Annotated in this window: 21 protein-coding genes and 1 pseudogene; 12 read left to right on the forward strand and 10 right to left on the reverse strand. The window is 69.7% G+C overall.

Annotated elements, in window-relative coordinates; genetic code table 11:
* Positions 1-10: 10 nt before the first annotated feature.
* The gene (locus FHX42_RS17515; protein ID WP_182545496.1) at positions 11-211 is read right to left on the reverse strand and encodes a cold-shock protein; all 201 of its coding nucleotides are present in this window, start codon (positions 209-211) and stop codon (positions 11-13) included.
* A 313-nt stretch (positions 212-524) separates the two neighbouring features.
* Positions 525-1,448, reverse strand: a complete 924-nt coding sequence (locus FHX42_RS17520) for a LysR family transcriptional regulator (protein WP_182545497.1) — start codon at positions 1,446-1,448, stop codon at positions 525-527.
* Between the two features lie 146 nt (positions 1,449-1,594).
* Here FHX42_RS17520 and FHX42_RS17525 point away from each other — a divergent pair, with 146 nt between their 5' ends.
* The 3 genes from FHX42_RS17525 to FHX42_RS17535 are packed head-to-tail and all read left to right on the forward strand — an operon-like array spanning position 1,595 to position 5,477.
* Positions 1,595-2,848 carry a M24 family metallopeptidase gene (locus FHX42_RS17525; RefSeq protein ID WP_182545498.1) on the forward strand — a complete coding sequence of 418 codons (1,254 nt, stop codon included), beginning with the start codon at positions 1,595-1,597 and terminating at the stop codon, positions 2,846-2,848.
* Positions 2,845-4,173: an MFS transporter gene (locus FHX42_RS17530; RefSeq protein WP_182545499.1), complete on the forward strand. Its 1,329-nt coding sequence runs from the start codon at positions 2,845-2,847 to the stop codon at positions 4,171-4,173. The genes FHX42_RS17525 and FHX42_RS17530 overlap by 4 nt, the downstream gene beginning before the upstream one ends.
* Positions 4,174-4,223: 50 nt before the next feature.
* Complete coding sequence (locus tag FHX42_RS17535) at positions 4,224-5,477, forward strand: NAD(P)/FAD-dependent oxidoreductase (protein WP_182545500.1); 1,254 nt, start codon at positions 4,224-4,226, stop codon at positions 5,475-5,477.
* A 235-nt stretch (positions 5,478-5,712) separates the two neighbouring features.
* On the opposite strand, the gene FHX42_RS17540 is transcribed toward FHX42_RS17535, so the two are convergent.
* On the reverse strand, positions 5,713-5,940 hold the full coding sequence (locus FHX42_RS17540; protein WP_182545770.1) for a hypothetical protein: 228 nt from the start codon (positions 5,938-5,940) through the stop codon (positions 5,713-5,715).
* Between the two features lie 42 nt (positions 5,941-5,982).
* Between FHX42_RS17540 and FHX42_RS17545 the strand changes: the two genes are divergently transcribed.
* From FHX42_RS17545 to FHX42_RS17565, 5 genes are all read left to right on the forward strand, one after another.
* Positions 5,983-6,927: a helix-turn-helix domain-containing protein gene (locus tag FHX42_RS17545; protein WP_328796335.1), complete on the forward strand. Its 945-nt coding sequence runs from the start codon at positions 5,983-5,985 to the stop codon at positions 6,925-6,927.
* On the forward strand, positions 6,924-7,121 hold the full coding sequence (locus FHX42_RS17550) for a DUF397 domain-containing protein (protein WP_182545501.1): 198 nt from the start codon (positions 6,924-6,926) through the stop codon (positions 7,119-7,121). Before FHX42_RS17545 ends, FHX42_RS17550 begins: the two co-directional genes overlap by 4 nt.
* Before the next feature lie 179 nt (positions 7,122-7,300).
* Positions 7,301-8,446: an FAD-dependent oxidoreductase gene (locus FHX42_RS17555; protein ID WP_182545502.1), complete on the forward strand. Its 1,146-nt coding sequence runs from the start codon at positions 7,301-7,303 to the stop codon at positions 8,444-8,446.
* A gap of 263 nt (positions 8,447-8,709) precedes the next feature.
* Positions 8,710-10,245: an MFS transporter gene (locus FHX42_RS17560; RefSeq protein WP_182545503.1), complete on the forward strand. Its 1,536-nt coding sequence runs from the start codon at positions 8,710-8,712 to the stop codon at positions 10,243-10,245.
* Positions 10,246-10,439: 194 nt separating this feature from the next.
* Positions 10,440-10,994 carry a dihydrofolate reductase family protein gene (locus tag FHX42_RS17565; protein WP_182545504.1) on the forward strand — a complete coding sequence of 185 codons (555 nt, stop codon included), beginning with the start codon at positions 10,440-10,442 and terminating at the stop codon, positions 10,992-10,994.
* A 368-nt stretch (positions 10,995-11,362) separates the two neighbouring features.
* On the opposite strand, the gene FHX42_RS17570 is transcribed toward FHX42_RS17565, so the two are convergent.
* From FHX42_RS17570 to FHX42_RS17590, 5 genes are all read right to left on the reverse strand, one after another.
* Positions 11,363-11,965, reverse strand: coding sequence for a rhodanese-like domain-containing protein (locus tag FHX42_RS17570; protein ID WP_328796339.1), 603 nt, complete (start codon positions 11,963-11,965; stop codon positions 11,363-11,365).
* Positions 11,966-11,997: 32 nt separating this feature from the next.
* Complete coding sequence (locus FHX42_RS17575; protein WP_182545741.1) at positions 11,998-13,416, reverse strand: MBL fold metallo-hydrolase; 1,419 nt, start codon at positions 13,414-13,416, stop codon at positions 11,998-12,000.
* 414 nt (positions 13,417-13,830) lie between these two features.
* Complete coding sequence (locus FHX42_RS17580; protein WP_182545505.1) at positions 13,831-14,100, reverse strand: metal-sensitive transcriptional regulator; 270 nt, start codon at positions 14,098-14,100, stop codon at positions 13,831-13,833.
* 739 nt (positions 14,101-14,839) lie between these two features.
* Positions 14,840-15,220: a PIN domain-containing protein gene (locus tag FHX42_RS17585; protein WP_182545506.1), complete on the reverse strand. Its 381-nt coding sequence runs from the start codon at positions 15,218-15,220 to the stop codon at positions 14,840-14,842.
* Positions 15,217-15,504, reverse strand: a complete 288-nt coding sequence (locus FHX42_RS17590) for an AbrB/MazE/SpoVT family DNA-binding domain-containing protein (protein WP_182545507.1) — start codon at positions 15,502-15,504, stop codon at positions 15,217-15,219. Before FHX42_RS17590 ends, FHX42_RS17585 begins: the two co-directional genes overlap by 4 nt.
* A 289-nt stretch (positions 15,505-15,793) precedes the next feature.
* Between FHX42_RS17590 and FHX42_RS17595 the strand changes: the two genes are divergently transcribed.
* From FHX42_RS17595 to FHX42_RS17610, 4 genes and pseudogenes are all read left to right on the forward strand, one after another.
* Entirely contained in the window at positions 15,794-16,000 is a 207-nt protein-coding gene (locus FHX42_RS17595; protein ID WP_182545508.1) for a hypothetical protein, read from the forward strand.
* Between the two features lie 347 nt (positions 16,001-16,347).
* Entirely contained in the window at positions 16,348-16,944 is a 597-nt protein-coding gene (locus FHX42_RS17600; RefSeq protein WP_182545509.1) for a TetR/AcrR family transcriptional regulator, read from the forward strand.
* Positions 16,945-17,042: 98 nt separating this feature from the next.
* Entirely contained in the window at positions 17,043-18,200 is a 1,158-nt protein-coding gene (locus tag FHX42_RS17605) for a DUF3500 domain-containing protein (protein WP_182545510.1), read from the forward strand.
* An 80-nt stretch (positions 18,201-18,280) separates the two neighbouring features.
* A pseudogene (locus FHX42_RS17610) lies at positions 18,281-19,393 on the forward strand (aminotransferase class V-fold PLP-dependent enzyme); the annotation flags it as partial.
* 118 nt (positions 19,394-19,511) lie between these two features.
* Here FHX42_RS17610 and FHX42_RS17615 read toward each other — a convergent pair.
* Together FHX42_RS17615 and FHX42_RS17620 are read right to left on the reverse strand one after the other, a co-directional pair.
* Positions 19,512-20,678: a mandelate racemase/muconate lactonizing enzyme family protein gene (locus FHX42_RS17615; RefSeq protein WP_182545512.1), complete on the reverse strand. Its 1,167-nt coding sequence runs from the start codon at positions 20,676-20,678 to the stop codon at positions 19,512-19,514.
* 156 nt (positions 20,679-20,834) lie between these two features.
* Positions 20,835-22,067, reverse strand: a complete 1,233-nt coding sequence (locus tag FHX42_RS17620; RefSeq protein ID WP_328796340.1) for a cytochrome P450 — start codon at positions 22,065-22,067, stop codon at positions 20,835-20,837.
* Positions 22,068-22,070 lie beyond the last annotated feature (3 nt).

The raw sequence follows: 22,070 nt of genomic DNA on the forward strand, positions 1-22,070 counted from the left end.
GAAGAGAACGTCAGACGCGCACGGAGGCGGCCTGCGGACCCTTGGGGCCCTGCGTGACCTCGTAGGTCACCTGCTGGTCCTCGTCCAGGCTACGGAAGCCACTGGCGTCGATCGCCGAGTAGTGGACGAAGACGTCCGGGCCACCCTCGTCGGGTGCGATGAAGCCGAAGCCCTTTTCGGCGTTGAACCACTTCACGGTTCCCTGTGCCATGTCTGTCTCCTTATGACAGCTGGGGTATGACGGACAACCACACTGCGTGGCAGCCCGGGCCGGGGATCTTCAGACGGCGGCTTACTCCAGCAACAACCAAAGACAGCAGCGCGCCCGCTTCAACATCTGAGCGAGCGTGCACAAACACGAACCCAGAAACAACGACCAACTCGAATACTACACGTGGGGGAGCGGCGGTGCCAGCCCGCGCCGACGATCTCTCATCGTCGCACGTCATGGGGGATGCTGGTCGGTCTTCGAGGTCAACGGTCGGGATCCGGTGCGAGCACCGTCGAGCCGCTCGCCGGACGGGTCAGTCGGTTCCCCCGCGCTCCAGGCCGAGCGAGGAGGCGGCCTCGAGCGCGGCGTCCAGGAAGGCCCGTTCCGAGGGTCGGTCACGTGTCGCGGCGCGCCGGAGCAGCAGGACGCGGCGCATGAGCGGATCGTGCAGCGGGACGACGTCCACACCCGCGGGGCGCAGCGCGCGCCCGAGGTCGGCCACGAGGGTGATGCCGAGCCCGCCCGCGACCATCGCCATCGCCGTGGCCTGCTCGTCCACCTGGTGCGTGACGCGGGGCTCGAAACCGGCTCGGCGGCACACGGCCAGCAGCGCCCTGCCGAAGTCGGTGCCGTCTCCCGAGACCACCCACGAGTGGTCGGCGAGATCGGTCAGCGCGACGGGGCCGTCGAAGTCGCACCGCCCGCCGGGAACGACCAGCCGCAGCTGTTCGACACCGACGAGGGTGGACTCCAGGGCGAGGTCCCACGACGTCGGCGAGTCGGGGTAGTCGAGCACGAACGCCAGGTCGAGATCCCCGTCGCGGACCGCCGTCACGGCCTCCTCGGGAGTCACCTCGCGAGTCCTGACGTGCATCTCCGGGTGTCGCTCCGCCAGGATCGCCAGCGTCGGCGGCACGAGCGACGCGGCGATCGTCGCGAGCACTCCCACGGTCAGCTTCGCCGTGAGAGCTTCCTGCGCCCGCTCCAGGGCGAGCCGTGCGCGTTCCTCGGCGACCAGGACTTCCGCGGCCTGTTCGGCGAGCACCCGACCGGCTTCGGTCAACCGGACGCGGCGTCCGACGCGCTCCAGGAGCTCCAGGCCGACCTCGCGCTCCATGGCATCCAGCTGCTGGGAGATGGCCGAGGTCGTGTAGTGCAGCACGGCGGCCGTCTCGGTGACGGTCCCGCGCCGCGAGAACTCGTGCAGGATCCGCAACCGGTGCAACGACAACTCCACCAAGGAACACTAAACGATCGGGTGAAGAACTCGTCGATGGACGTGCGGGGCGGGGCCTCCCAGACTGCCGGTGCCCGGCATCGATCAGCGCGGTGACGAACCGTCCGATCCCGGGGAAGCTCTCACGACGCGGACGAGGTGATGAGATGAGTCCGACGACGACCGTCCCGGACGTCGCCCCCCTGGGACGGGCCCCGATGCCGCCGTGGCTCGGTCCGGAGCGGGTCGAATCGGTGCGAAACGCCGAGGACAGACCCTTCGACCGCGCCGAGTACGAGGCGCGCGTGGAAGAGGTTCGACGCCGGATGTCGCACGCCGGGCTGGAAGCGATGGTGGTGTTCAGGCCCTCCAGCGTCGAGTACCTCTGCGGGCACCACACGGCCGAGACGGCGCCCCAGCCGCTGCTGGTCACCGAGTCCGAGACGTACCTGTACGTGCCGGACCTGGAGGTGGGGCGGGCACTGGCCAGCTCGGAGGTGGACAACATCCGCTGCTGCGGATACGCGGACGCGCTGCGCGGCCTCGAGCTGTTCCTCGACCACGCCGCGAGCGTGCTGCCGAACACCGCCCGGGTGGGCGTCGAGGTCGACCACACCTCCACACCCCCGCAAGCGGTGGAGATCCTGCGCACCAAGCACGTCACGGTCGTGCACACCGACCACCTCGTCGAGCGGGTGCGGCTCGTGCTCTCGGACGCCGAGATCCGCTGCGTCGAACAGGCGGCGCTGACCACCCGAGCGGGTGTCGAGGCAGCCGTCGCGGAAGCGGGCGATCCCGAGGCGACCGACTCCTCCGTCGCCGCGGCGATCGCGGCAGCGCTGTTCGAGCACGCCGACTCCCCGTCGGTGTGGGGTCCCGTGGTGGTCACCGGATCGCGGGCGGGCATCCCGCACTCGAGCTGGCAGCACCGCCGGCTGGAAACCGGAGCGACCTTCCTGGAGTTCGCCGGTGCGCACCACCGCTACCACGCCCCGGTCATGCGCACCCTGTCACTGGGACGACCCGGCGCGACCGAGCGACGGCTGGCCGACCTGGCGCGGACCGCGCTCGCCGCCGTGCTGGACAACGCAAGGGCCGGGGTGCCGTGCTCGCAGGTCGCCAAGCGCGCCTCCGAGGCCCTCGGCCCGCTTCCCGAGGACGTGATGTTCCACCACCTGTTCGGCTATCCCGTCGGACTCGCCCACAAGCCGCACTGGATGGACGGCGCGCCCTCCTTCCTCTCCCCGGACAACCACGAGGTGCTGCAGGAGGGGATGGTCTTCCACGTGCCGGCGTCGTTCCGCTCGTTCGGGCGGGCCGGCGTGGGGCTGAGCCAGACCTTCGTCGTCGAGCGGGACGGCGCCCGGGTGCTCACCCACGGTCCGGCCGAGCTCGTCGAGATACCCGGACGTTCGGCATGAGCGGCACCGTCGAGCGGGAACCCCGGAGCACCCCGGCGGTGCGGCGACGTGCCGTGACGGCCGCGATGATCGGCAACGCCACGGAGTGGTACGACTACGCGACCTACGGCTACCTGGCCGTCGTCCTGGCGACGGTGTTCTTCCCGCCCACCGCCCCGGTCCTGTCCCTGCTGGCCTCGTTCGCCACCTTCGCCGTGGCGTTCGTGGTCCGTCCCCTCGGAGCTTTCCTGCTGGCTCCGCTCAACGACCGGATCGGTCGCAAGCGCACCCTGGCGATCACCATCTTCACCATGGCCGGGGCGACCTGCGTCATCGGCGTGCTGCCCGGGTACGGCGCGATCGGCGTCCTCGCCCCGATCGCCCTGGTGCTCACGCGGATGGTGCAGGGCTTCGCGGTCGGCGGCGAGTACGGCGGTGCCTCCACCTTCGTCGTGGAGTACGCCCCGGACGCGCGTCGGGGTTTCTGGGCGAGCTGGCTGGAGTGCGGCGCGATCGGCGGGTTCCTGCTGGCGTCCGGGTTGACCACCTCCCTGACCTACGCGCTGTCGGACGCGGCCATGCACTCGTGGGGATGGCGCGTCCCGTTCCTCGTGGCGCTGCCGCTGGGCCTGATCGGGCTGTACCTGCGGTTGCGGCTGACGGACACGCCGAGCTTCACCGCGCTGACCGAGCAGGCCGCCGAAGCGCGCGCTCCGGTGCGCGAGGTACTCACCGGTCACCGCCTTCGCGTGGTGATCTGCGGCGGCATCGTCGTCTACTCGAGCATCGGTACCTACGTGCTGCTCACGTACATGCCGAGCTACCTGTCGCGGAATCTCGGCATGTCCTCGGCGACCGCGCAGTTGCTGGTGTTCGTCTCCGGTGGAGTCCTGACCGCGGCCATACCGCTCGCGGGCGTGCTGTCGGACCGCGTCGGCCGCAGGACGATGCTGATCGCGGCGGCCGTCGGCTACGTGGTCCTGGCGTACCCGGCGTTCTGGCTGATCGGGCAGGCGAGGTGGCAGCCCGCGCTGGCCGGGATGCTGATCCTGACGCTGTGCCACGTCCCGATCCTGGGGACGACGACCGCGACGCTTCCGGCCCTGTTCCCGGCGCGCGTGCGGGGCACGGGTGTGGCCATCGGCTACAACGTCTCGTTCGCGGTGTTCGGAGGTACGGCCCCGTTGCTGATGACCTTCGTCGTGAACGCGACCGGGAGCCTGTTCGTACCGGCCTTCTACCTGATCCTCGTCGCGCTGATCGCGCTGGTGCCGATCGTGATGAGTCCGGAAACCGCCGGGAAACCCCTGGACCGGTTTCCGGAAGTGTCGTCCGATGTGTTGTGACGAGTCGACCGCGACGAGTCCGAGCGAGTCCGAGAAGGGTGATCGAGAGCATGAGCACGCATTCCGGCCCCGAACACGTCGCGATCGTGGGAGCGGGCATGGTCGGGCTGTCGACGGCCTGGTTCCTGCAGCAGCGCGGCGTCCGCACCACGATCGTCGACCGCTCCGGGGTCGCGGCCGGCGCCTCGTGGGGCAACGCCGGTCTGCTGACACCGGCGTTCACGAAACCGATGCCGGAGCCGAGCGTGGTGCGATCCGGCATCACCTCGTTGTTCGACAGCTCGTCGCCGGTGACTTTCGCGCGGGCGGGGGGCCGGTCCCTGTGGCCGTTCCTGGCCGGGCTCGCCCGGCACTGCACCCCGATCCGGTGGCGCCGCACGATGGCCGTGTTCAACGAGCTCAACCGGATCAGCCTGGACGCCTACGACCAGCTCGGCGACAGCGGTGTCGTGACCAGCAAGCGCGCCGACCCGTTCCTGGCTGTCTGTGCGTCCGGGAAGGACCGCGAGGACCTGGTCGCCGAGCTCGACGCGGTGCGAGCGACCGGGGCGGAGATCGACTACGACCTCGCCGACGGTGACGAGCTGCGCGCGCTCGAGCCCACCCTGAGCGCGAACGTGCGGACGGGCGTGCGGGTGCACGGCCAACGCTTCATCGATCCCCCCGAGTCCGTGCGCTCCCTGGCGGACGCCGTCCGGGCCGCGGGTGACGAGATCATCGAGGGATTCGACGTGACCGACGTGCGGGATCTCGGTGCGGCGGGAACGGAACTCGTCTCGTCGGGGGGAAACACCGTTCGAGCGGACGCGGCCGTGCTGGCGAACGGAACGTGGCTGGGAGCGCTGGCGCGGTCCTTCGGCGTGCGCCGGCTCGTCCACCCCGGACGCGGGTACAGCTTCAGCGTCGAGCCCGCGGCCATGCCCACGCACCCGATCCACCTTCCCGCCCAGCACGTCGCGTGCAATCCGCTGGGGGAGAAGTTCCGGGTCACAGGCATGATGGAGTTCGCCGCTGCCGGAGCGCCGCTGGATTCCCGGCGCGTTCGCACGATCATCGACGCCGTGCGTCCGATGTTCACCGGGGTCGACTGGAACGCGCGCTACGACGAGTGGGTCGGTTCGCGGCCGTGCACGACCGACGGTCTTCCCCTGGTCGGAGCGACCTCGTCGCCGAGGGTGCACGTCGCCGGTGGGCACGGCATGTGGGGAATGGTGCTCGGCCCGCTGACGGGCAGGCTCGTCGCCGACTCGCTGGTGAGTCGACCCGTGCCGCAGCTGATGCGGCACCTGGATCCGCTCCGCTGATGATCCGCCCGGCGAGGTTTTTCCCGAGGGGTGAACGTGTCGTTTTGGCGGTGCGGCTGCCTGTTGAGACTGCCAGAACGACGCGTTCACCGGCCGCGTACCGGCGAGGGCTGTTGGCAGCATGGTCGTGTACAGGAGCGGGACTACTGTGCCCGCTGTGTTTCCCTGATCGCGGCGTGCCACAGCCAGATTCCGAGGGCGAGGGATGCTGTGATCACCGCGATTCGGAGCAGCATCAGCGGGGTCGTGATCGTTGTTCGGTGGCCGGGGGTGTGCCGGTGCAGGTCTCTTCGTGGGGGTCGAGGATCGCGTCGTCGGGTTCGTAGTGGCCGCATCGGTAGCAGGAGTGCGACAGCCGGTGGTTGTGCTGCTCTCGCGTTTCGTCGGGGCGGCGTTCCATGTGCGGGCGCCACCCCGGCCGGTACACCGTCACTCCCGGTGTGATCTCCACGTGTCGACCCATCGTTGATCTCTCTTCTATACGGGCAGCACCGCGACAACGGTGGTGCCAATTGGCACCGATAAAATTATTTACTGGTGCCATCTGGCACAAGATCTCATTCGAGTGATTGCTGTGGCTACACAGCGTGTGACTATCCTGTGGCACATGGTTGGCACCACTCCCAAGGCACGTGCCGTTGGCGTGGAACTTCGGCGTGCTCGCGAGGACGCCGGGCTCAGCGCTCGGCAGCTCGCCGTGAAGCTCGGCAAGTCACACACCACGATCGGAAGGTGGGAGTCGGGAGAACGAGCTCCGCGCCCGGTCGACGTCGCTGCCGTTCTCGGCGCGCTCGGAGTGGACGGCGACACTCGCGAAGAACTGGTTGAACTCGCCAGGAACACGGACGGACCGCACTGGATCGCATCGGGACTACCCGAGCAACAGCGCCAGCTCGCCACACTGCTGGAGATCGAACGAGACGCCACGCGCATCGTCGACGTATCCGCCGCTCTTCTCCCCGGTATGCTGCAAACCAGCGGCTATGCGCGAGCCATTATCGGTGCTGGTGGTGTACCGGCCGACGAGGTGGAGCCCCGCGTCGCGATCCGGGTCGGCCGCCGCGACGCACTACTGCGACAGAATCCCACGGACTTGCGCGCGATCATCGACGAGAGCGCACTGCATCGTATGATCGGCGGACCGGTCGTCATGGTCGAACAGCTGCGATCGCTCCTCGCGGATGCCGAATTACCGAATGTCGAACTCCGTGTGGTGCCGATGGGTGCCGGGTGGCACCCCGCGTTGGAAGGTCCCTTCCTGCTGGTCGAGTTCACGAATCAGCCCCCGGTCATCCAGGTCGAGAACCGCCGGTCGGCACTGTTCTTTCACGAGCCCGACGATGTCGGGGCGTATCAGCAAGCCGTGGATACGGTGATCGAGGCAACGATGACTCCCACTGACTCGCGGGAACTCATCGCCAGGGTCATCAACGAGATGGAGACGACATGAGATTATCGCTCGATCCGAGCAGCTGGCGCAAATCCACCCGGTCCCAGAACACCTCGCACTGCGTCGAAGTCGGGCGCATCGGCGCCGGCGCGGCCGTGCGTGACACCAAGGACCGCTCGGCCGGTTACTTCACCACCACCGGTGCGCAGTGGCAGGCGTTCGTCAACGCCGTCAAGGTGGATCGCTTCGCCTGAGCTCACCCGGAGCGGCGCCCCTGACCGAAATGGACGGGGCGCCGTTCCGAGTGGTCGTGGCCGGGCCGCTGTGCTGTTCGCGAACGTCCCCGAGCGCTGTGCCAAGCTTCGAGCGGGTTCGCAAGGACGACCGGGCAAGCTCAAGCGAGCAGCTCGGGGAGGGACGACGGTGAGTGCTCATGGGGCGCGCTCTGGTGATTGGTGGCGGTGTGGCCGGTACGGCGACGGCGATGGTGCTGCAGCGGGCGGGGTGGTCCCCCACGGTCTTCGAGTCCTACTCGTCGGGCGGGGACGACGCGGGGGCGTTTCTGACGCTGGGCCCCAACGGGATGCTGGCTCTCGACTCGTTCGGGGCGTCGGACCGCGTGGTCGAGGCGGGGTTTCACCTGCACACGCTGGAAGCCTTCGACGCGGCGGGGGAGCTGCGCGATTCTCGGACGCTGAGCCCGGCGCGTCCGCACCTGTCCGGGTATCAGTGCCTGCACCGCTCCGAGCTGTATCGGGCGCTCCAGGCGGAGGCCATCGACCGGGGCGTCACGGTCGAACGCGATAAGCGGCTCGTGGACGCGCAGCGGTGCGACGACGGAGTCAGGGCGGTCTTCGCCGACGGCACCTCGGCGGTGGGCGAGCTGCTCGTCGGTGCCGACGGGCTGCGTTCGACGGTACGCACGCTCATCGACGGTCAGGCCCCTGCGCCGCGCTATGTGGGAGTGCGCGTGTTCTACGGCTACTCCTCGTCCACTCCACCAGGGGCGGAGGTGGGGGTGATACGCATGATCCGGGGGTCCTCGGGCGCCTTCGGTTACACCGTCTCCCCGCGGGGCGACACCTGGTGGTTCGCTCGCCTGCCCGAACCCGAGTCGGACCGAACCGGGATCGCCGAGACACCCCCGCAGCACTGGCGCGCTCACCTGGAGGCCGCGTTCGGACCGGATCGAACACCGGCGGCGGACATCGTCGCCTCCACCGACGATCGACTGTTCGCCACCGACGCCCGCGACATCGCCGCGCTACCTCGGTGGCGTGACGACGACATGGTGGTGGTCGGGGATGCGGCGCATCCCGCCTCCCCGGCCAGTGGGCAGGGTGCGTCGATGGCGCTCGAGGACGCGGTGGTGCTGGGCAAGGCGTTGCGCGACACTTCCGGCAGGGCCGAGGCGCTGGAGGTTTTCGAGCGGTTTCGTCGTCCTCGTGCCGAGGCCAACGTGAGCGCGAGCGCCGCCCTCGACACCGGCCGCCCCCAGGATTCCGGTGCCACCCGGCCTGCCGAGTCGGCGGATGACCTCGTTCGGCTGCTGGACTGGAACGAGCCTCTGGACACCTGAAGGCCTGCTGAGTCGCAAAGTAGTGGGAAGACACTGGTCACCGAGTTGCGACAGAGGTCGAGTCTCCTCATGGCACAGTTCCTGATCACAGGTTGACTTCTAGTTTTATTGAAGTCTTAGCGTTGCCGCGTCGGTTTGCCCGTCGCCCGCGGACACGGAGCTTGTCCACACGCGACTGAGAAGCCCTGGTGCAGGTCGACACCGGACACACCTCCCGGCCCACGGAACGGGTCGGTCGGACGGCTGAGCGAAAGGTAGCGATGATGACGGATCGGACGCCTGTCCGTGCTGGGCGGCGGGAGTGGTGGGGGCTGGTGGTCCTCGGCCTGCCGACGTTGCTCGTGTCGATGGACGCGAGCATCTTGTTGTTGGCCTTGCCCGAGATCAGCGCGCAGTTGGCGCCTTCCAGCAGCGAGCTGCTGTGGATCGTCGACATCTACACGTTCGTCATCGCCGGCACGTTGGTGACGGCTGGGACGCTCGGTGACCGCATCGGGCGGCGAAGGCTGCTTTTGATCGGGGCCGCGTGTTTCGGGGCCGCGTCGGTTCTCGCGGCTTTCTCGACGAGCGGGCTGATGCTCATCGCGGCGCGCGGCCTGCTCGGACTCGCCGGGGCGACGCTGATGCCGTCCACCCTGGCGCTGCTGACCACGATGTTCACCGTGCCGGCACAGCGGGCGCGGGCGATCGCGGTGTGGATGAGCTGCTTCTCGGCCGGGGTCGCGCTGGGCCCGGTCGCCGGTGGGCTGCTCGTCCAGTGGTTCTGGTGGGGCGCGGTGTTCCTGGTCGGCGTGCCGATCATGGTGTTGCTGCTGGTCGTGGGGCCGCGGGTCCTGCCGGAGTACCGCGAACCGAACGCGGGCCGGTTGGACCCGGTCAGCGTGGTGCTCTCGCTGGTCGTGGTGCTGGGCGTGGTCTACGGGCTCAAGGAGCTCGCGGCCGGCGGCCCGGTGGTGACGGCGCTGGTCGTGATCGCTGTCGGGGTGGCCGGCGGTGTGGTGTTCGTCCGGCGCCAGCTCGCGCTCGCCCAGCCGCTGGTCGACCTACGGCTGTTCGCCAACCGCACGTTCACCACCGGCATGGTCACCCTGCTGGTGGGGCTGTTGACCACGGCCGGGATCCAGGTGTTCGTCACGCAATATTTGCAGATCGTGCTCGGGCTCTCGCCGCTGGTGGCGGGGACCTGGATGGTGCCGCAGGCGCTGGCCGTCATCGTCGGGACGCAGTTGTCGCCGTGGCTGGCCGAACGGGTCCGCATCGCGTTCATCGTGGCCGGCGGCTCGGTCGTCAGCGGTGCCGGCTTCATCGTGTTCACCCAGGTCGGCGGGGCACTGGCCCTGGCGGTGGTCGTCGTCGGCAACGTCGTCATCAGCCTGGGCACCGCGCCGCTGATGGCGTTGAGCACCGAGCTGGTGGTCGGCAGCGTGCCGGAGGACAAGACCGGGTCCGCCTCGGCGCTCAACGAGACCGTCGGAGAACTCGGAGCGGCGCTCGGCGTCGCCCTGCTCGGCAGCCTGGGAACAGTGCTCTACCGCACGCGGATGGCCACCACAGCCTCCGAACTGCCCCCGGACGCGCGCGCCGAGGCAAGCGACACGATCAGCGGCGCGGCGGCCGTCGCCGACCGCCTACCGCCCGCCGAGGGCACGCTCGTACTCGACACCGCCCGGACCGCGTTCACCGACGCGCTGCAGACCGTGTCAACCGTCGCTGCCGCCGTGGCGTTCGCCCTGTCCGCACTGGTCGTCGTGGTACTGCGCCACGTCGCGAAACCGAAACCGGCCGCCGTCGCGAACTGAGATCCCAAGCCGCCCTCGACACCGGCCGACCCCAGGAGTCCGGTGCTCGGCCTGTCGAGTCGGCGGATGACCTCGTTCGGTTGTTGGACTGGAACGAGCCTCTTGGTGTCTGATCGGTGACGTCTTGCTTACCGAGCGCCGCGGTTCCCCACGGGGGATTATTCGACGGCGGATAATGAGAAGGGGAGACCATCATGGGAGCGATCGGTGTGCACGAGTTCGTCAGCCTCGACGGCGTGTTCGAGAGTCCGAGCTGGACGGCCGGCTACGGCTTCACCGACGGGATGAGCCGAGCGCTCGGTGACCTGACGGGTTCCAGCTCTGCGATCCTGCTGGGCCGCACCACGTACGAGATGTTCGCTCCGGCCTGGTCCGTTCGCACCGCGGAGGACGATCCGGGGGCGCCGTTTTTCAACGACACCCCGAAGTACGTGGTCTCGTCCACGCTGGACTCCGCCGACGACTGGGAGAACTCGACCGTCCTCGGAGCCTACGATCCGCGGACCGTCCGCACGCTCAAGAGCGAGGTCGAAGGCGGCATCTACGTCAGCGGCAGCGGCACCCTGGTGCGCGCCTTGCTGGCCGACGGTCTGGTCGACGAGCTGCACCTGCTGGTCTACCCGGTCGTGCTGGGATCGGGAGCGAAGCTGTTCCCGGACGGCACACCACGTACGCCGCTGACCCTGTCGGGGCAGGAGGCTTTCGAGAACGGAGTGCTGCACCTGACCTACACCCAGGCGGCGTCCTGACCACCGATCATCACCGCGGCGCCGAGTAGCCGTTCCGGGGGGTGGGAACCGGATACGCCGGAAAGACGTCCCGGGGGTTTTGGGTGTCGAGTTGCGTGCTGTCGTTGTTGCGCCCGGGCGGGTGGTCTCGGGGTGGAAGCTGGCTGAGACGTTCACCCCGACCGCTGAGGGGATGGGCGGGCACGGGCCAGGACTCAGCGTGGCCGGCTGGTTGGGTCGGGCCGTCCGAGGGCGGCGACGGTCGCCACATGCCGTTGGGGTCGGGAGCGCGGTGGGTGACCGCGAGGTCGGGTAGGTGCAGGAGCGTGTCGTGCACGCACACGACGACGCCGACCACCCCCGGGCGCACCCGCCCGGGGGTGGGCAGGTCAGCGTGAGGGGGAGCCCGCCGGGGACTGCTCGCTGGTCAGGGCTTGGAGCGTGGTCGCTGCATCGGACTTCGGGGTGCGGTTGTGCGGTAGCAGTCCCAGCACCCGCGACATGGCGCAGGTGTTGGTGATCGCGGCGAAGGTCAGGCCGCCGCCGACGAACCCGGCGATCCACTTCAGCGGGGCGTGGAGGGTGCTGCCCACCACGCCGGTGAGTACCAGCAGCCCGGCTGTCAGCCGCACCTGGCGTTCCATGGCCCACGTTCCTGAGCCGCGAGTCATAGGGCCCTCGTGCTGCTGCCAGCCCGTGATCCCGCCGGACAGGACGCTGAGCTGGTCCAGTCCGGCTGTTTCCAGCACGCCGCGGGCCTGCTCGGCACGGGCGCCGGAGGCGCACACCAGCACGACCGGGTCCTCGTGGGCTGCGGTGAGTTCGGTGCGGTGCTCGCGCAGCAGGTCCAACGGCACGTTGGCCGAGCCGGGGATGTGGGCGGCGGCGAACTCACCGGGAGCGCGTACATCGATCAGCCGGGTGCGCGGATTGCTTTCGATCAGGCTGCGCACCTGCGGGGTTTCCACGGTCGCGGGCATCGTGCGGGACACGACGAACCGTCCTTTCTCTCGAGGCTTGTCCGTCAGGCGGAAGTCAGGGCGACGCCGGCCTGGTCGGCGTTGCCGAACAGGTCGTCGATGAGCACCGGCGAGCGTCCGGCGCTCTCGAGCAGCGAGGCCGCTGCGGTGGCCCGGTATCCGCTGCCGCAGTGCACCCACACCGTGCCCGCGGGGATCTCGTCCGTGCGGTCCTTGAGCTCGTACAGCGGGATGTGCACCGCCCCCTCCACGTGCGAGGTCTTCCACTCGTTGTTGGTGCGCACGTCCAGTACCATGTCCGCCGCCGGCAACCCGTCACCGCGGCCGTCCTGGAGTGCGGCGAGCTCACCGAAGGTGACCGAGGTGGTGCTGCGCAGCTGGCCGGAGTCGGTGGCCAGCTCCTGCGGCGATCCCGTGGCAGCGGCGGAGAACGCGTCGATGCCGATGCGGGCCAGTTCCCGCTGGGCCTCGGCGATCTGATCCCGGGTCTCGCCGAGCAGGGTGATCGGAGCGCCCCAGTCGATCATCCAGCCCAGCCAGGTGGCCATCGGACCGTCGAGGCCCAGGCTGACGGTCCCCGCCAGGTGCGAGCTCACATAAGCCTTGCGCGAGCGCAGGTCGACCACCCACTCCCCGGCTGCCAGCCGGCGTTTCAACTCCTCCGAGCTCGCTCGGGACGGTGTGCGCAGGTCCAGCGGCTCGGGCCCGGCGGTGTTGCGCACCCCCATGTGGGCGTAGTAGGCGGGGTAGGCGTCCAGCCCGGCCAGGGTCTGTTCCACGAAGTCCTGCTGCGCCAGCGTCAGGGCCGGGTTGATCTCCTTTTGCTCGCCGATGGTGGCCGAGTCCCCGGAGGCCTGGGCCGCCGAGCAGAAGCTGCCGAACCCGTGCGTGGGCCAGATCTGAGACCCGTCCGGCAGGATCTCGGTGAGCTTGCGCGCCGAGGCATGTTGGTGCCGGGCCAGCTCGTGACTGTGCTGCTGGCCGGCCAGGTCGGTGCGCCCGGTCGTGCCGAACAGCAACGAGCCCCCGGTGAACACTCCCACCGGGCCCCGCTCGCCCTCCAGCACGTAGGACAGGTGGTGGTAGGTGTGCCCCGGTGTGGCGACCGCCCGCACCCGCATCCGCGACGAGAGCTCGACGGTCTCGCCATCGACCAGGGGCCGGTGGTTGAACGGCACCTCGTCGGCCGCGGCCACACCGTAGTCGGCCCCGGTCAACCGGGCCAGCTCCAGCCCACCGGAAACGTAGTCGTTGTGCACGTGCGTCTCCAGCACCAGGGCGATCCGCACGTTCAACCGGCCAGCCGCGGCGAGGAAGCGATCCACGTCGCGCTGCGGGTCGACCACTACCGCGATGTCACCGTCGGTGGCCAGGTAGCTGCGATCGCCCAGCGACGAGGTGGCGATCACCTCCACGCCGAGGCCACCGGCGAGCTGTTGGTCGAGTTCGTTGGCTGCGGTCATGTTCATTGCTGTGTTCCTTCCTCGATGTCGCGTCCGGAGTCGATCCACGTCGGGGTTCCGTCCGCGGCCGACACCGCGCGTGCTCCCGGCTTCGCCATCGCCCCGCCGCCTGCAGGCTGCTGCCACCGGACAGGCAGAGCACGTGCACACCGTGGCCGGTGAATCGCCTCGGAGTGGTCGGAGCCCCCTCCAGCGGGATGCTCACCGCACCGGTCCCATAACCCTGGGCGAACTCCGCCGTCGAGCGCACATCCGGTGCCCGCCCCGCCTGCCGGGCGGCAGCCAGGTCCTCCACCGACGCTTCCGCGCCGTTCCGCCATACTGTAACTCCGGTACCCTCGGGGGTATTTACCCGACATACGTGCAGGCAAGATCTCGAGTGATGTTGCCCGGGCCGGCGAGCAGCACCCCGGCTCAGGCCAGCGAGAGGAACAACCGCTCCAGCTCCTGCTCGGTCATCGGCGGCTCGTCACCCTCGTCGCGGGCCTGCTGGCAATGCCGCATCCCACTGGCCACGATCTTGAAACCCGCACGGTCCAGCGCCCGGGACACAGCGGCCAACTGGGTCAGCGTCTGCGCGCAGTCACCGCCCTCCTCGATGGCCTCGATCACACCGGACAGCTGCCCCTGCGCCCGGCGCAGGCGTGTCAACGCATCGCCGACCAGTTCCGGATTCATCTCCACGGCAATCACCTCCACGGTCTTCTCAATCAGGATACGCCCCCGGGTATTTCTTTGGTCGGGGTGGCGATGAGTGGTCACAGTCACTCGGGCCCAGGTTCCGAGTCCGCGGCCCCTTTCGACGTGTCCGGTGCCCACCCGCTCCAGGCGCGCACGCTCTCGGGGTGTCGAGCGGCGTGTACGCGACACGGTAAGTTGATTGATCCTGTGATTTCAGTATTGAATGAATTCAATATTCACACGACCGAACCGGCCACTCGGCAACGAAGCACCAATCCCACTTCGAAGGAGCAAGGCCTGCCCCGAACCGGCTAGCGGGGAACGCAGTCGCACGACGCTTGTACATCGCATCTCACGATCGTGTTCGACCTCCGGGGAGACAAGCTCGCGGCAAACGGCTGACAGCGCTGCGGCTGCTGTGCGACTTCCCATGTCCGGCGCACCCGCCACAGCCCGGCTGCTTCCGATGCTGGCCGCTGCCGCGCTACTGTGCCTGGTACTCCTGAACGTGGCCCAGAGTGCAGAGTATGGCGTTGTGGCTGGTGAGGGTGCTGTTGTCGGCAGTTGCTGAGCCGGTGTTCCTGTTCTTGATCATCGGATTGGTAACTCGCTGAACTGCGAGAACGTGTCACTTTGCGTCCTGGGCCGGTTTCACGAGCACCAAGCCTTCATGCGTCTCACGCCTGTGGGGGCTTCGGGGAGGACTGAGCGATCCGTTCGGGCGGGGTCTTCGTTGCCGGTCTCAGCGGATGAGGTGCACGTCCAGCTCGAGTTCGATGCCTTTCCAGGCGCGGTCGGCGGTGGTCGCGGGCAGCTCCAGGCGGCGGGCCACGGCCAGGCAGGCGCGGTCTCCCAGGGACAGTCCCGCCGAGCGGGTGTGCGGCCACAGCTCGGCGGCGGTCAGGGCGTCGGCGTCGGTGAAGGGTTCGACGGCGATGCCCAGCACGTGCAGGCGCGCGAGGGTGCGGCGGGCGTCGACGCCGTGCTGGAGGAGTTTTTGGGCCAGTTCGCTCCAGTTCGGTGTGGCCATGATGGCGGTGGCCAGCAGGGGGTCGACGGTGGCGGCGCCGTCTTCGCCGCGCAGCCAGGCCAGTACCGCCGAGGTGTCCAGCACGGTGCTCACGAGTCCTCCTCGGCGTCGTCGCGGGTGGCCTCGGCGCGACGGTCGGCGAGCAGTTCGTCGACGGCCGATCCCGCGCCGGTCCAGGCCGCGGCCACGTCGCGGCGGATCCGGTCGGCCAGGTGGGCTCTGGTCTCGATGACCACCCGGCCGTCCTCTTCGTAGACCGCCAGCGGGGTGCCGGGCTCCACGCCGGTGGCTCGGCGCAGCGGCGACGGGATCGTCACCCGCCCCTGCCCGTTGGCGTAGATCACGCCGTGGGACTGATCATCGGCTACTTGTGTCATGACTCCATGATGCCAGACACGATTGCCCCCGGAAAGTCACGTGCTTCTCACTAGGTCTGTTCGCTACATGTCTGGCTTGGTAATTGTTTGCCCGTCTGGCGTGTGCCGGACTCGGGCGGTCTTTTCGATAAGGGGCGTCACCGCGTATCTCATCGTGAGGACCTGCACAGGTGCGTGCGCGGTTCCCGGGGCGGGTACGGCGGTGTGCGTCGCATGCATCGGCGCCTGCGCCACTGTCGGTGGAGCATCGATCACCGCCGTCGCTCGCTGTTTCGGGTGAGGTCGTGTCATGAGGAAAAAGACGTGGCTGTTCGTGATTAGCCTGGTCGGGATGGCCGCGTCGGCTGCCGTGTTGATCCTGTTCATCCCGTCGCTGTTCCGGTCGGGCGAGCAGGGCGACGTCTGGGCCGTCGGGGTGCTCGCGTGCCTCACCGTGGCCTTCGCAGTGGGGGCGCGGTACTGGCGTCCCTCGACGTCGATCTCGGACGGCAGATAGTCCGGGCCGAGCCTACGAAGGTCGTGACCGACACCAAGAGATCCATCGAGCGTCTGTCACGACTTCGCCCGCGTGGAGTGGTCACTAGCCAGCCCTCGAGGACGACCACGACGAGGCGGACGTCGACCTCGCCCGCGGCGGGTGTGGCCGAAATGCGGCGGAAACCGACATCGCGAAGCGCGCCCGGGTCGCGGGTGATGGAACACCACCTTACTGTTTTTGTGTCTTTGGGTGACAATGAGACAGCGAGAGACGCGCTGCATAGGCTGCTCGGAGTTGACGGACGAGTGAAGGGGGCGGTGATGGAGGAGATCGCGCCCTCCCGGTCCGGCCGGGGTCGGCCACCCATGACGGAACGGCGTCGTTCCCGCCAGCGGCTGGAGATCTCCCGGGAAGCGACGAGGTTGTTCCGCGAGCGGGGCGTGGCCGCGACCAGCGGTGAGCAGATCGCCGAGGGCGTGGGCCTGTCGGCACGCACGCTGTGGCGCTACTTCCGCAGCAAGGAGAGCTGCGTCGAGCCCCTGCTGGCCCAGTCGGTCGACGCGTTCGTCGCCACCCTGCGCCGCTGGCCGGCGGAGCGATTGCTGGAGGAGCACCTCGCGGAGGACTACCGCCTCCCCGCCGACGCGGCGCCCGACGACGCCGCGGCCGTGCTCGACATCGTGCGGATGACCCGCGAGGAACCGGGCCTGCGCGCGGTGTGGCTGGTGATCAACGAGCGTGCCGAACCCGTGCTCGCCGATGTCCTCGCCGGGAGGGGCGGTCAGTCCGCCGACGAGCTGGCCGTCCGGGTCCAGGCGGCGGCGCTCAACGCTGCGCTGCGGATCACCACCGAGGAGGCCGCCGTCGCCGGTGAGTCCGACACGGTCGAGGACCAGCTAGCCCGGCTGTCGGAGGCGGTGCGGGCCGCGACCCACGGACTGGTGGGGAACGCTGTGGCGTGACCGGTCGGGCGTCGGTTTTTCCGAGCGCTGGTCTTCGCGTGCCGGTTATGATCGGACGACCCGCGCCGAAGGGATCCTCGTGACGACGTTGGCCGACGATGACCGCTGAAGAGCACGGTCCCCGCGATGTCGCCGCCGCGATGGCGGAGGCGGCGACGGCGTGGATCGAGACCCTGGACGAGGCCCAGCGGGCGGAGGGGGTGTGGCACTGGCCGGGCTCGCCCGCTGCCGACCGCGAGCGCGTCCGCTGGTACTACACACCCACCGACCACGGTGGACTCACCCTGCACCGGATGGCTCCGCACCAGCAGCGCGTCGCCATGCGGCTGCTCGCGACCGGGCTCTCGGAGGCGGGCTACGTCACGGCCACCACGATCATGGGCCTGGAGAACGTCCTCGACCGGAGCGAGAGCTTCTCCGCCGGTTTCGCCCGTGACCGGGGCCGCGACCCCGGGATGTACTACCTGCGGGTCTTCGGTGACCCGCGGAGCGGTCGACCGTGGGGCTGGCGCTACGGCGGCCACCACGTGTCGGTGAACCACCTCGTGGTCGAGGGCGAGGTCGCGGCCAGCACACCGTGCTTCCTCGGCATCGACCCCGCGGTGTCACCGCTGCTGGGGAACCGGGAACTGCGGCCCATGGGCGGGGTCGAGGACGTGGCCCGGGGACTGCTGCACTCGCTCGACGCGGAGGAGCGCGCCCGGGCGACGCTGAGCGCGACCGCGCCGGTGGACATCGTCAGCGGCAACCGGGTGCGCCCGTCCGGTGGTGACCGGCTGATCCCGCTGCCCGACCTGTGGCGGGGTCACTTCGACGACCAGCCCCTCGAGGACCGGCTGTGGTCGGCGCACAACGGCCTCGAGGCGAAACTGGGGGTCACCGACGCCGACCACCGCGCGGTGGAGCTGACCGACGTGCCGAAGGGCGTCGCCGCGCGGGACCTGACGCCGAGCCGGCGCGAACACCTGCGCGAGCTGCTCGAGGTCTACATCGGTCGGATGCCGCCGGGGTTGGTGGAGCGCGAACGGGCCCGCTTCGACGGCGATCTGCTCGACGAGGTGCACTTCGCGTGGGCCGGTGGAGCCGAGCGCGGGGAGCCGCACTACTACCGCTTGCAGGGTCCACGGTTGCTCGCGGAGTGGGACCACACCCAACGCGGTGTCAACCACGCGCACTCGGTGTGGCGGGACCCCGTCAACGACTTCGGTCTCGACGTGCTCGCCCAGCACCGGGACGCCCACCACCGGTCGGGGTGATGTCGCACGGCGTCCCGGGCAGGTCCTCGTGGAAGAATGGGGCCGTGACGGATGAGGTTCGTTCTCGGGTCGGCGGCACGGTGCGGGACGAAACGTCTCACGGGGGTGCGTCGGCCGAGCGGATCGCGGCTTACCTGGCTCAGTTCGACGAGTCGCCGGGTTACCTCGATTTCGCCCGCTTCGGTCCGCCGTCGCGGGCCGTGTCGGAGACCATCGCCGCGCTGACGGACTCCGCCACGCGCGCCGATTCGACCACTGTGGATGGTCTGATGTCGCACGAGGCGCGGGCGAAAGCGGCGGTGGCGCGGTTGTGCGGCACCGACGTCGGGCACGCGGTGCTGCTGCCGAACACCAGTCTCGGGCTGTTCCAGGCGGCGTTCGGCGTCTCCGGGGAGGTACTGGTCGCGGCGGGGGAGTTCCCGGCGAACACCTACCCGTGGGCGCGTGCCGAACAGGCCGGCCGGGTCCGGGTGCGCTGGATGCGGTCCCCGACGGTCACCCCCGAAGCGGTGGCCGCCGCGCTGACGCCCGAGACCACCACCGTGTCGGTGAGCGCGGTGGACTTCCGCACCGGTTACCGGGCGGACCTGGTCGCGTTGCGCGAGGTCGTTGGCGATCGGCTGCTCGTGGTCGACGGTATCCAGGCGTTCGGTGCGCTGGAAGCACCGTGGGAGGTCGCCGACGTGCTGGTCGCGGGTGGACAGAAGTGGCTGCGCGCCGGGTGGGGGACCGGTTTCGCGGTGCTGTCGGACCGGGCGCTGGAGCGGCTCGACCCGGTGCTGTCCGGCTGGACCGGCGCCCGCGATCCGGGGCTTCTCGACGACGAGATCCATCCGGTCGCGGACACGGCGGCGATGTTGTCCCTCACGAATCTCAGCCCGATCAACGCCGGTGCCTTCGCCGTGGCGCTCGAACTCGTCGAGAGCGTGGGCGTGGCCGCCGTCGAGGCCCGGATCGCCGAACGCGTGGGGGAGTTCGAGCAGACGTTGCGCGCGTGCGGTGCGGAGATCGTCTCGGCCACCGGACGGCGGGGTGGCATCCTGGCGTTCACGGTCCCGGGGGTGCCCAACGATCGGCTCGGCGCCGCGCTCGCCGCCGACGGCATCACCGCGACCGCACGCGCGGATCACCTCCGGCTGTCGCCGCACGCCTCGACCGACATCGCCGTGGCGGAGGCGTTGCGGACGACGCTGTTCCGGTTCGCCTGAGGCGCACAGACGAGAGAACGGGCAGGTGCGGTTTCGAGTGGGATCGCGGAAAATACCCCTGCCCGGCAACCCGTTTCCGCGACGGGCCTCCTTCGGGAGGACCTCAGCGGTGCAGGTCGCGCAGCAGCGGGTGGAAGGCGGACTTGCCCTCGAGCCCGATGCCCGGCAGCTCGGTGAGTCCGACGTGGCCGTTCCGCACGACGGCGTCGTCGGCGAAGCCGCCCGCCGGCTGGAACTCGCCGGGGTAGGACTCGTTGCCGCCGAGCTTGAGCGCGGCGGCGATGTGCAGGGAGAACTGGTGGCCGCCGTGCGGGATGCAGCGCCGCGACGACCAGCCGTGCTCGCGCAGCATGTCCTGGATCCGCAGGTACTCCACCAGCCCGTAGCTCAGCGCGGGGTCGACCTGGATCACGTCGCGGTCGGGGCGCAGCCCGCCGTAGCGCACCAGGTTCCGGGCGTCCTGCAGCGAGAACAGGTTCTCGCCGGTGGCCAGTCGTCCGCTGTAGTGCTCGGCCAGCGTCGCGTTCAGCCGGTAGTCGAGCGGATCGCCGACCTCCTCGTACCAGCACAGCCCGTACGGTTCGAGCGCCCGGCCGTACTCCAGCGCGGTCGCCAGGTCGAACCGCCCGTTGACGTCCACCGCCAGCCGCGAGCCGTCGCCGTCGAGGATCTCCAGCACGGCCTCGATCCGGCGCAGGTCCTCGGCGAGGTCGGCGCCGCCGATCTTCATCTTGACCACGCGGTAGCCGAGCTCGAGGAACCGCCGCATCTCGTCCTGCAGCTCGCGCAGGCCCTTGCCGGGCGCGTAGTAGCCGCCCGCGGCGTAGACGAAGACCGACTCGTCGGGTTCGCCGTCGCCGTAGCGGTCGGAGAGCCAGCGGTAGAGCGGTTGGCCCGCGATCTTCGAGGCGAGGTCGAACAGCGCCATGTCGACGACGCCGACGGCGACGGAGCGCTCCCCGTGACCGCCGGGTTTCTCGTTGCGCATCATCACGTCCCAGGCCCTGGCCGGGTCGAGCGAACCGCCCTCGTCGAGCAGCGCGTCGGCGTCGGCGTCGAGCAGCCGCGGAACGACCCGGCGGCGCATGATCTCCCCGGCGCTGTAGCGGCCGTTGGAGTTGAAGCCGTAGCCGACCACGGGTTCGCCGTCGCGGATCACGTCGCTGACCACCGCCACGATCGAGCAGTCCATCGCGGTGAAGTCGATCCAGGCGTTCCGGATCGACGAGCTGATGGGCACGACTCCCTCGTGCACCGAGGTGATCTTCACGCTGAGTCCTCCCGTGATCGACGAAAGACGGGAGAAGAGTGGACCGATGGCCGATCCGAACGCAACACATCGAGGTCCGGATCGCACTCGCCCGAGCGCCGTGGGACTCGCCGTCCCGCGAGGACCCGCGCGTGGAGGAGCGCGGGTCCGGCCGGTTCACCAGGCGACGGGGAGCCGCTTCAGGCCGTAGATGGCCTGGTTCGTCGCGAAGTCGACCTCGTCGTCGGGCACGGCCAGCCGCAGGCCGGGGAATCGCCGCAGTAGGGCGGGGAAGGCGATCTTCATCTCCATCCGGGCCAGCGGGGCGCCGATGCAGTGGTGGATCCCGTGGCCGAACCCCAGGTGCTGGTTCGTGGTCCGGGTGATGTCGAAGCGCTCCGGGTCGTCGGCGAGGGCGGGATCCCGGTTCGCGGCGGGGAGGTTGAACAGCACGAGGTCGCCGCACCGGACGGTGGCGCCGTCGACCTCGACGTCGCGGGTGGCCATGCGGGGTGAGCCGCCGTTGACCACGCTGAGCCAGCGCATCAGCTCCTCGACGGCGCCGGGCACGGTCTCGGGGTCGTCGCGGACGAGCTCGAGCTGGTCGGGGTGGCGAAGCAGGGCGAGGGTGCCGAGGCCGAGCATGTTGGAGGTCGTCTCGTGGCCGGCGACCAGCAGCAGGTTGGCGACGCCCACGAGCTCGGCGTTGGTCAGCTTCTCGTCGTGCTCGCGGATCAGCGTGCCGATGAGGTCGTCGCCGGGGTCCTGGCGCGCGCGGTCGACGAGCTCGGTCATGTAGGCCAGCGACTGCCGGGAGAGCTCGACCTGATCGTCCTCCGGCACGGTGGTGTCGAGCTGGCGGCTGGTGCGCTGCTGGAACTCGTCCCGGTCGGCGGGGGGTACGCCGAGGAGTTCGCAGATGACCAGCGACGGGATCGGCAGCGCGTACTGGGCGACGAGGTCGGCCGGTGGGCCGTGGCGCTCGAGGGCGTCGAGGTGCTCGTCGACGATCTGGGTGATGCGCGGTTCGAGTCGGCGGATGCGCCGCACGGTGAACTCGGGCGTGAGCATCCGGCGCAGCCGGTTGTGGTCGGGCGGGTCGAGGGCGAGCAGGTTTCCGCTGCGGTCGCCGGAGAGCTGACGGGGGTCGCGCTCGGGTCCGTCGCCGGTCGCCAGGTCCTCGGGACCCCACCCGTTGATGAAGTTCTCCGTGTCGCCGAGCATCCGTCGCACGTCGGCGTGGCGGGTGAGCAGCCACGCGGAGGGACCGAACGGGGTCGGCACCCGGACGATGCCGTCGCGAGCGCGCACCGCCGCCGCCTCGGGTGCGGGGCCGAACCCGGTTCGACGCATGTCGAGCGGGGTGGGCGTCGGGGTTTCTCGTTCGGGCGCGGATCGTGGCCGTGTCACTCG

The sequence above is a fragment of the Halosaccharopolyspora lacisalsi genome, assembly GCF_014137975.1.
In the GTDB taxonomy this organism is placed as follows: domain Bacteria; phylum Actinomycetota; class Actinomycetes; order Mycobacteriales; family Pseudonocardiaceae; genus Halosaccharopolyspora; species Halosaccharopolyspora lacisalsi.

What these genes read in the sequence shown, in the direction of transcription:
- FHX42_RS17530 (WP_182545499.1), top strand. Translation starts at nt 2,845, where the DNA reads ATGAGCGGCACCGTCGAGCGGGAACCCCGGAGCACCCCGGCGGTGCGG.
- FHX42_RS17605 (WP_182545510.1), top strand. Translation starts at nt 17,043, where the DNA reads ATGACCGCTGAAGAGCACGGTCCCCGCGATGTCGCCGCCGCGATGGCG.
- FHX42_RS17515 (WP_182545496.1), bottom strand. Translation starts at nt 211, where the DNA reads ATGGCACAGGGAACCGTGAAGTGGTTCAACGCCGAAAAGGGCTTCGGC.
- FHX42_RS17550 (WP_182545501.1), top strand. Translation starts at nt 6,924, where the DNA reads ATGAGATTATCGCTCGATCCGAGCAGCTGGCGCAAATCCACCCGGTCC.
- FHX42_RS17525 (WP_182545498.1), top strand. Translation starts at nt 1,595, where the DNA reads ATGAGTCCGACGACGACCGTCCCGGACGTCGCCCCCCTGGGACGGGCC.
- FHX42_RS17560 (WP_182545503.1), top strand. Translation starts at nt 8,710, where the DNA reads ATGACGGATCGGACGCCTGTCCGTGCTGGGCGGCGGGAGTGGTGGGGG.
- FHX42_RS17535 (WP_182545500.1), top strand. Translation starts at nt 4,224, where the DNA reads ATGAGCACGCATTCCGGCCCCGAACACGTCGCGATCGTGGGAGCGGGC.
- FHX42_RS17590 (WP_182545507.1), bottom strand. Translation starts at nt 15,504, where the DNA reads ATGACACAAGTAGCCGATGATCAGTCCCACGGCGTGATCTACGCCAAC.
- FHX42_RS17575 (WP_182545741.1), bottom strand. Translation starts at nt 13,416, where the DNA reads ATGACCGCAGCCAACGAACTCGACCAACAGCTCGCCGGTGGCCTCGGC.
- FHX42_RS17540 (WP_182545770.1), bottom strand. Translation starts at nt 5,940, where the DNA reads ATGGGTCGACACGTGGAGATCACACCGGGAGTGACGGTGTACCGGCCG.
- FHX42_RS17565 (WP_182545504.1), top strand. Translation starts at nt 10,440, where the DNA reads ATGGGAGCGATCGGTGTGCACGAGTTCGTCAGCCTCGACGGCGTGTTC.
- FHX42_RS17595 (WP_182545508.1), top strand. Translation starts at nt 15,794, where the DNA reads ATGAGGAAAAAGACGTGGCTGTTCGTGATTAGCCTGGTCGGGATGGCC.
- FHX42_RS17600 (WP_182545509.1), top strand. Translation starts at nt 16,348, where the DNA reads ATGACGGAACGGCGTCGTTCCCGCCAGCGGCTGGAGATCTCCCGGGAA.
- FHX42_RS17555 (WP_182545502.1), top strand. Translation starts at nt 7,301, where the DNA reads ATGGGGCGCGCTCTGGTGATTGGTGGCGGTGTGGCCGGTACGGCGACG.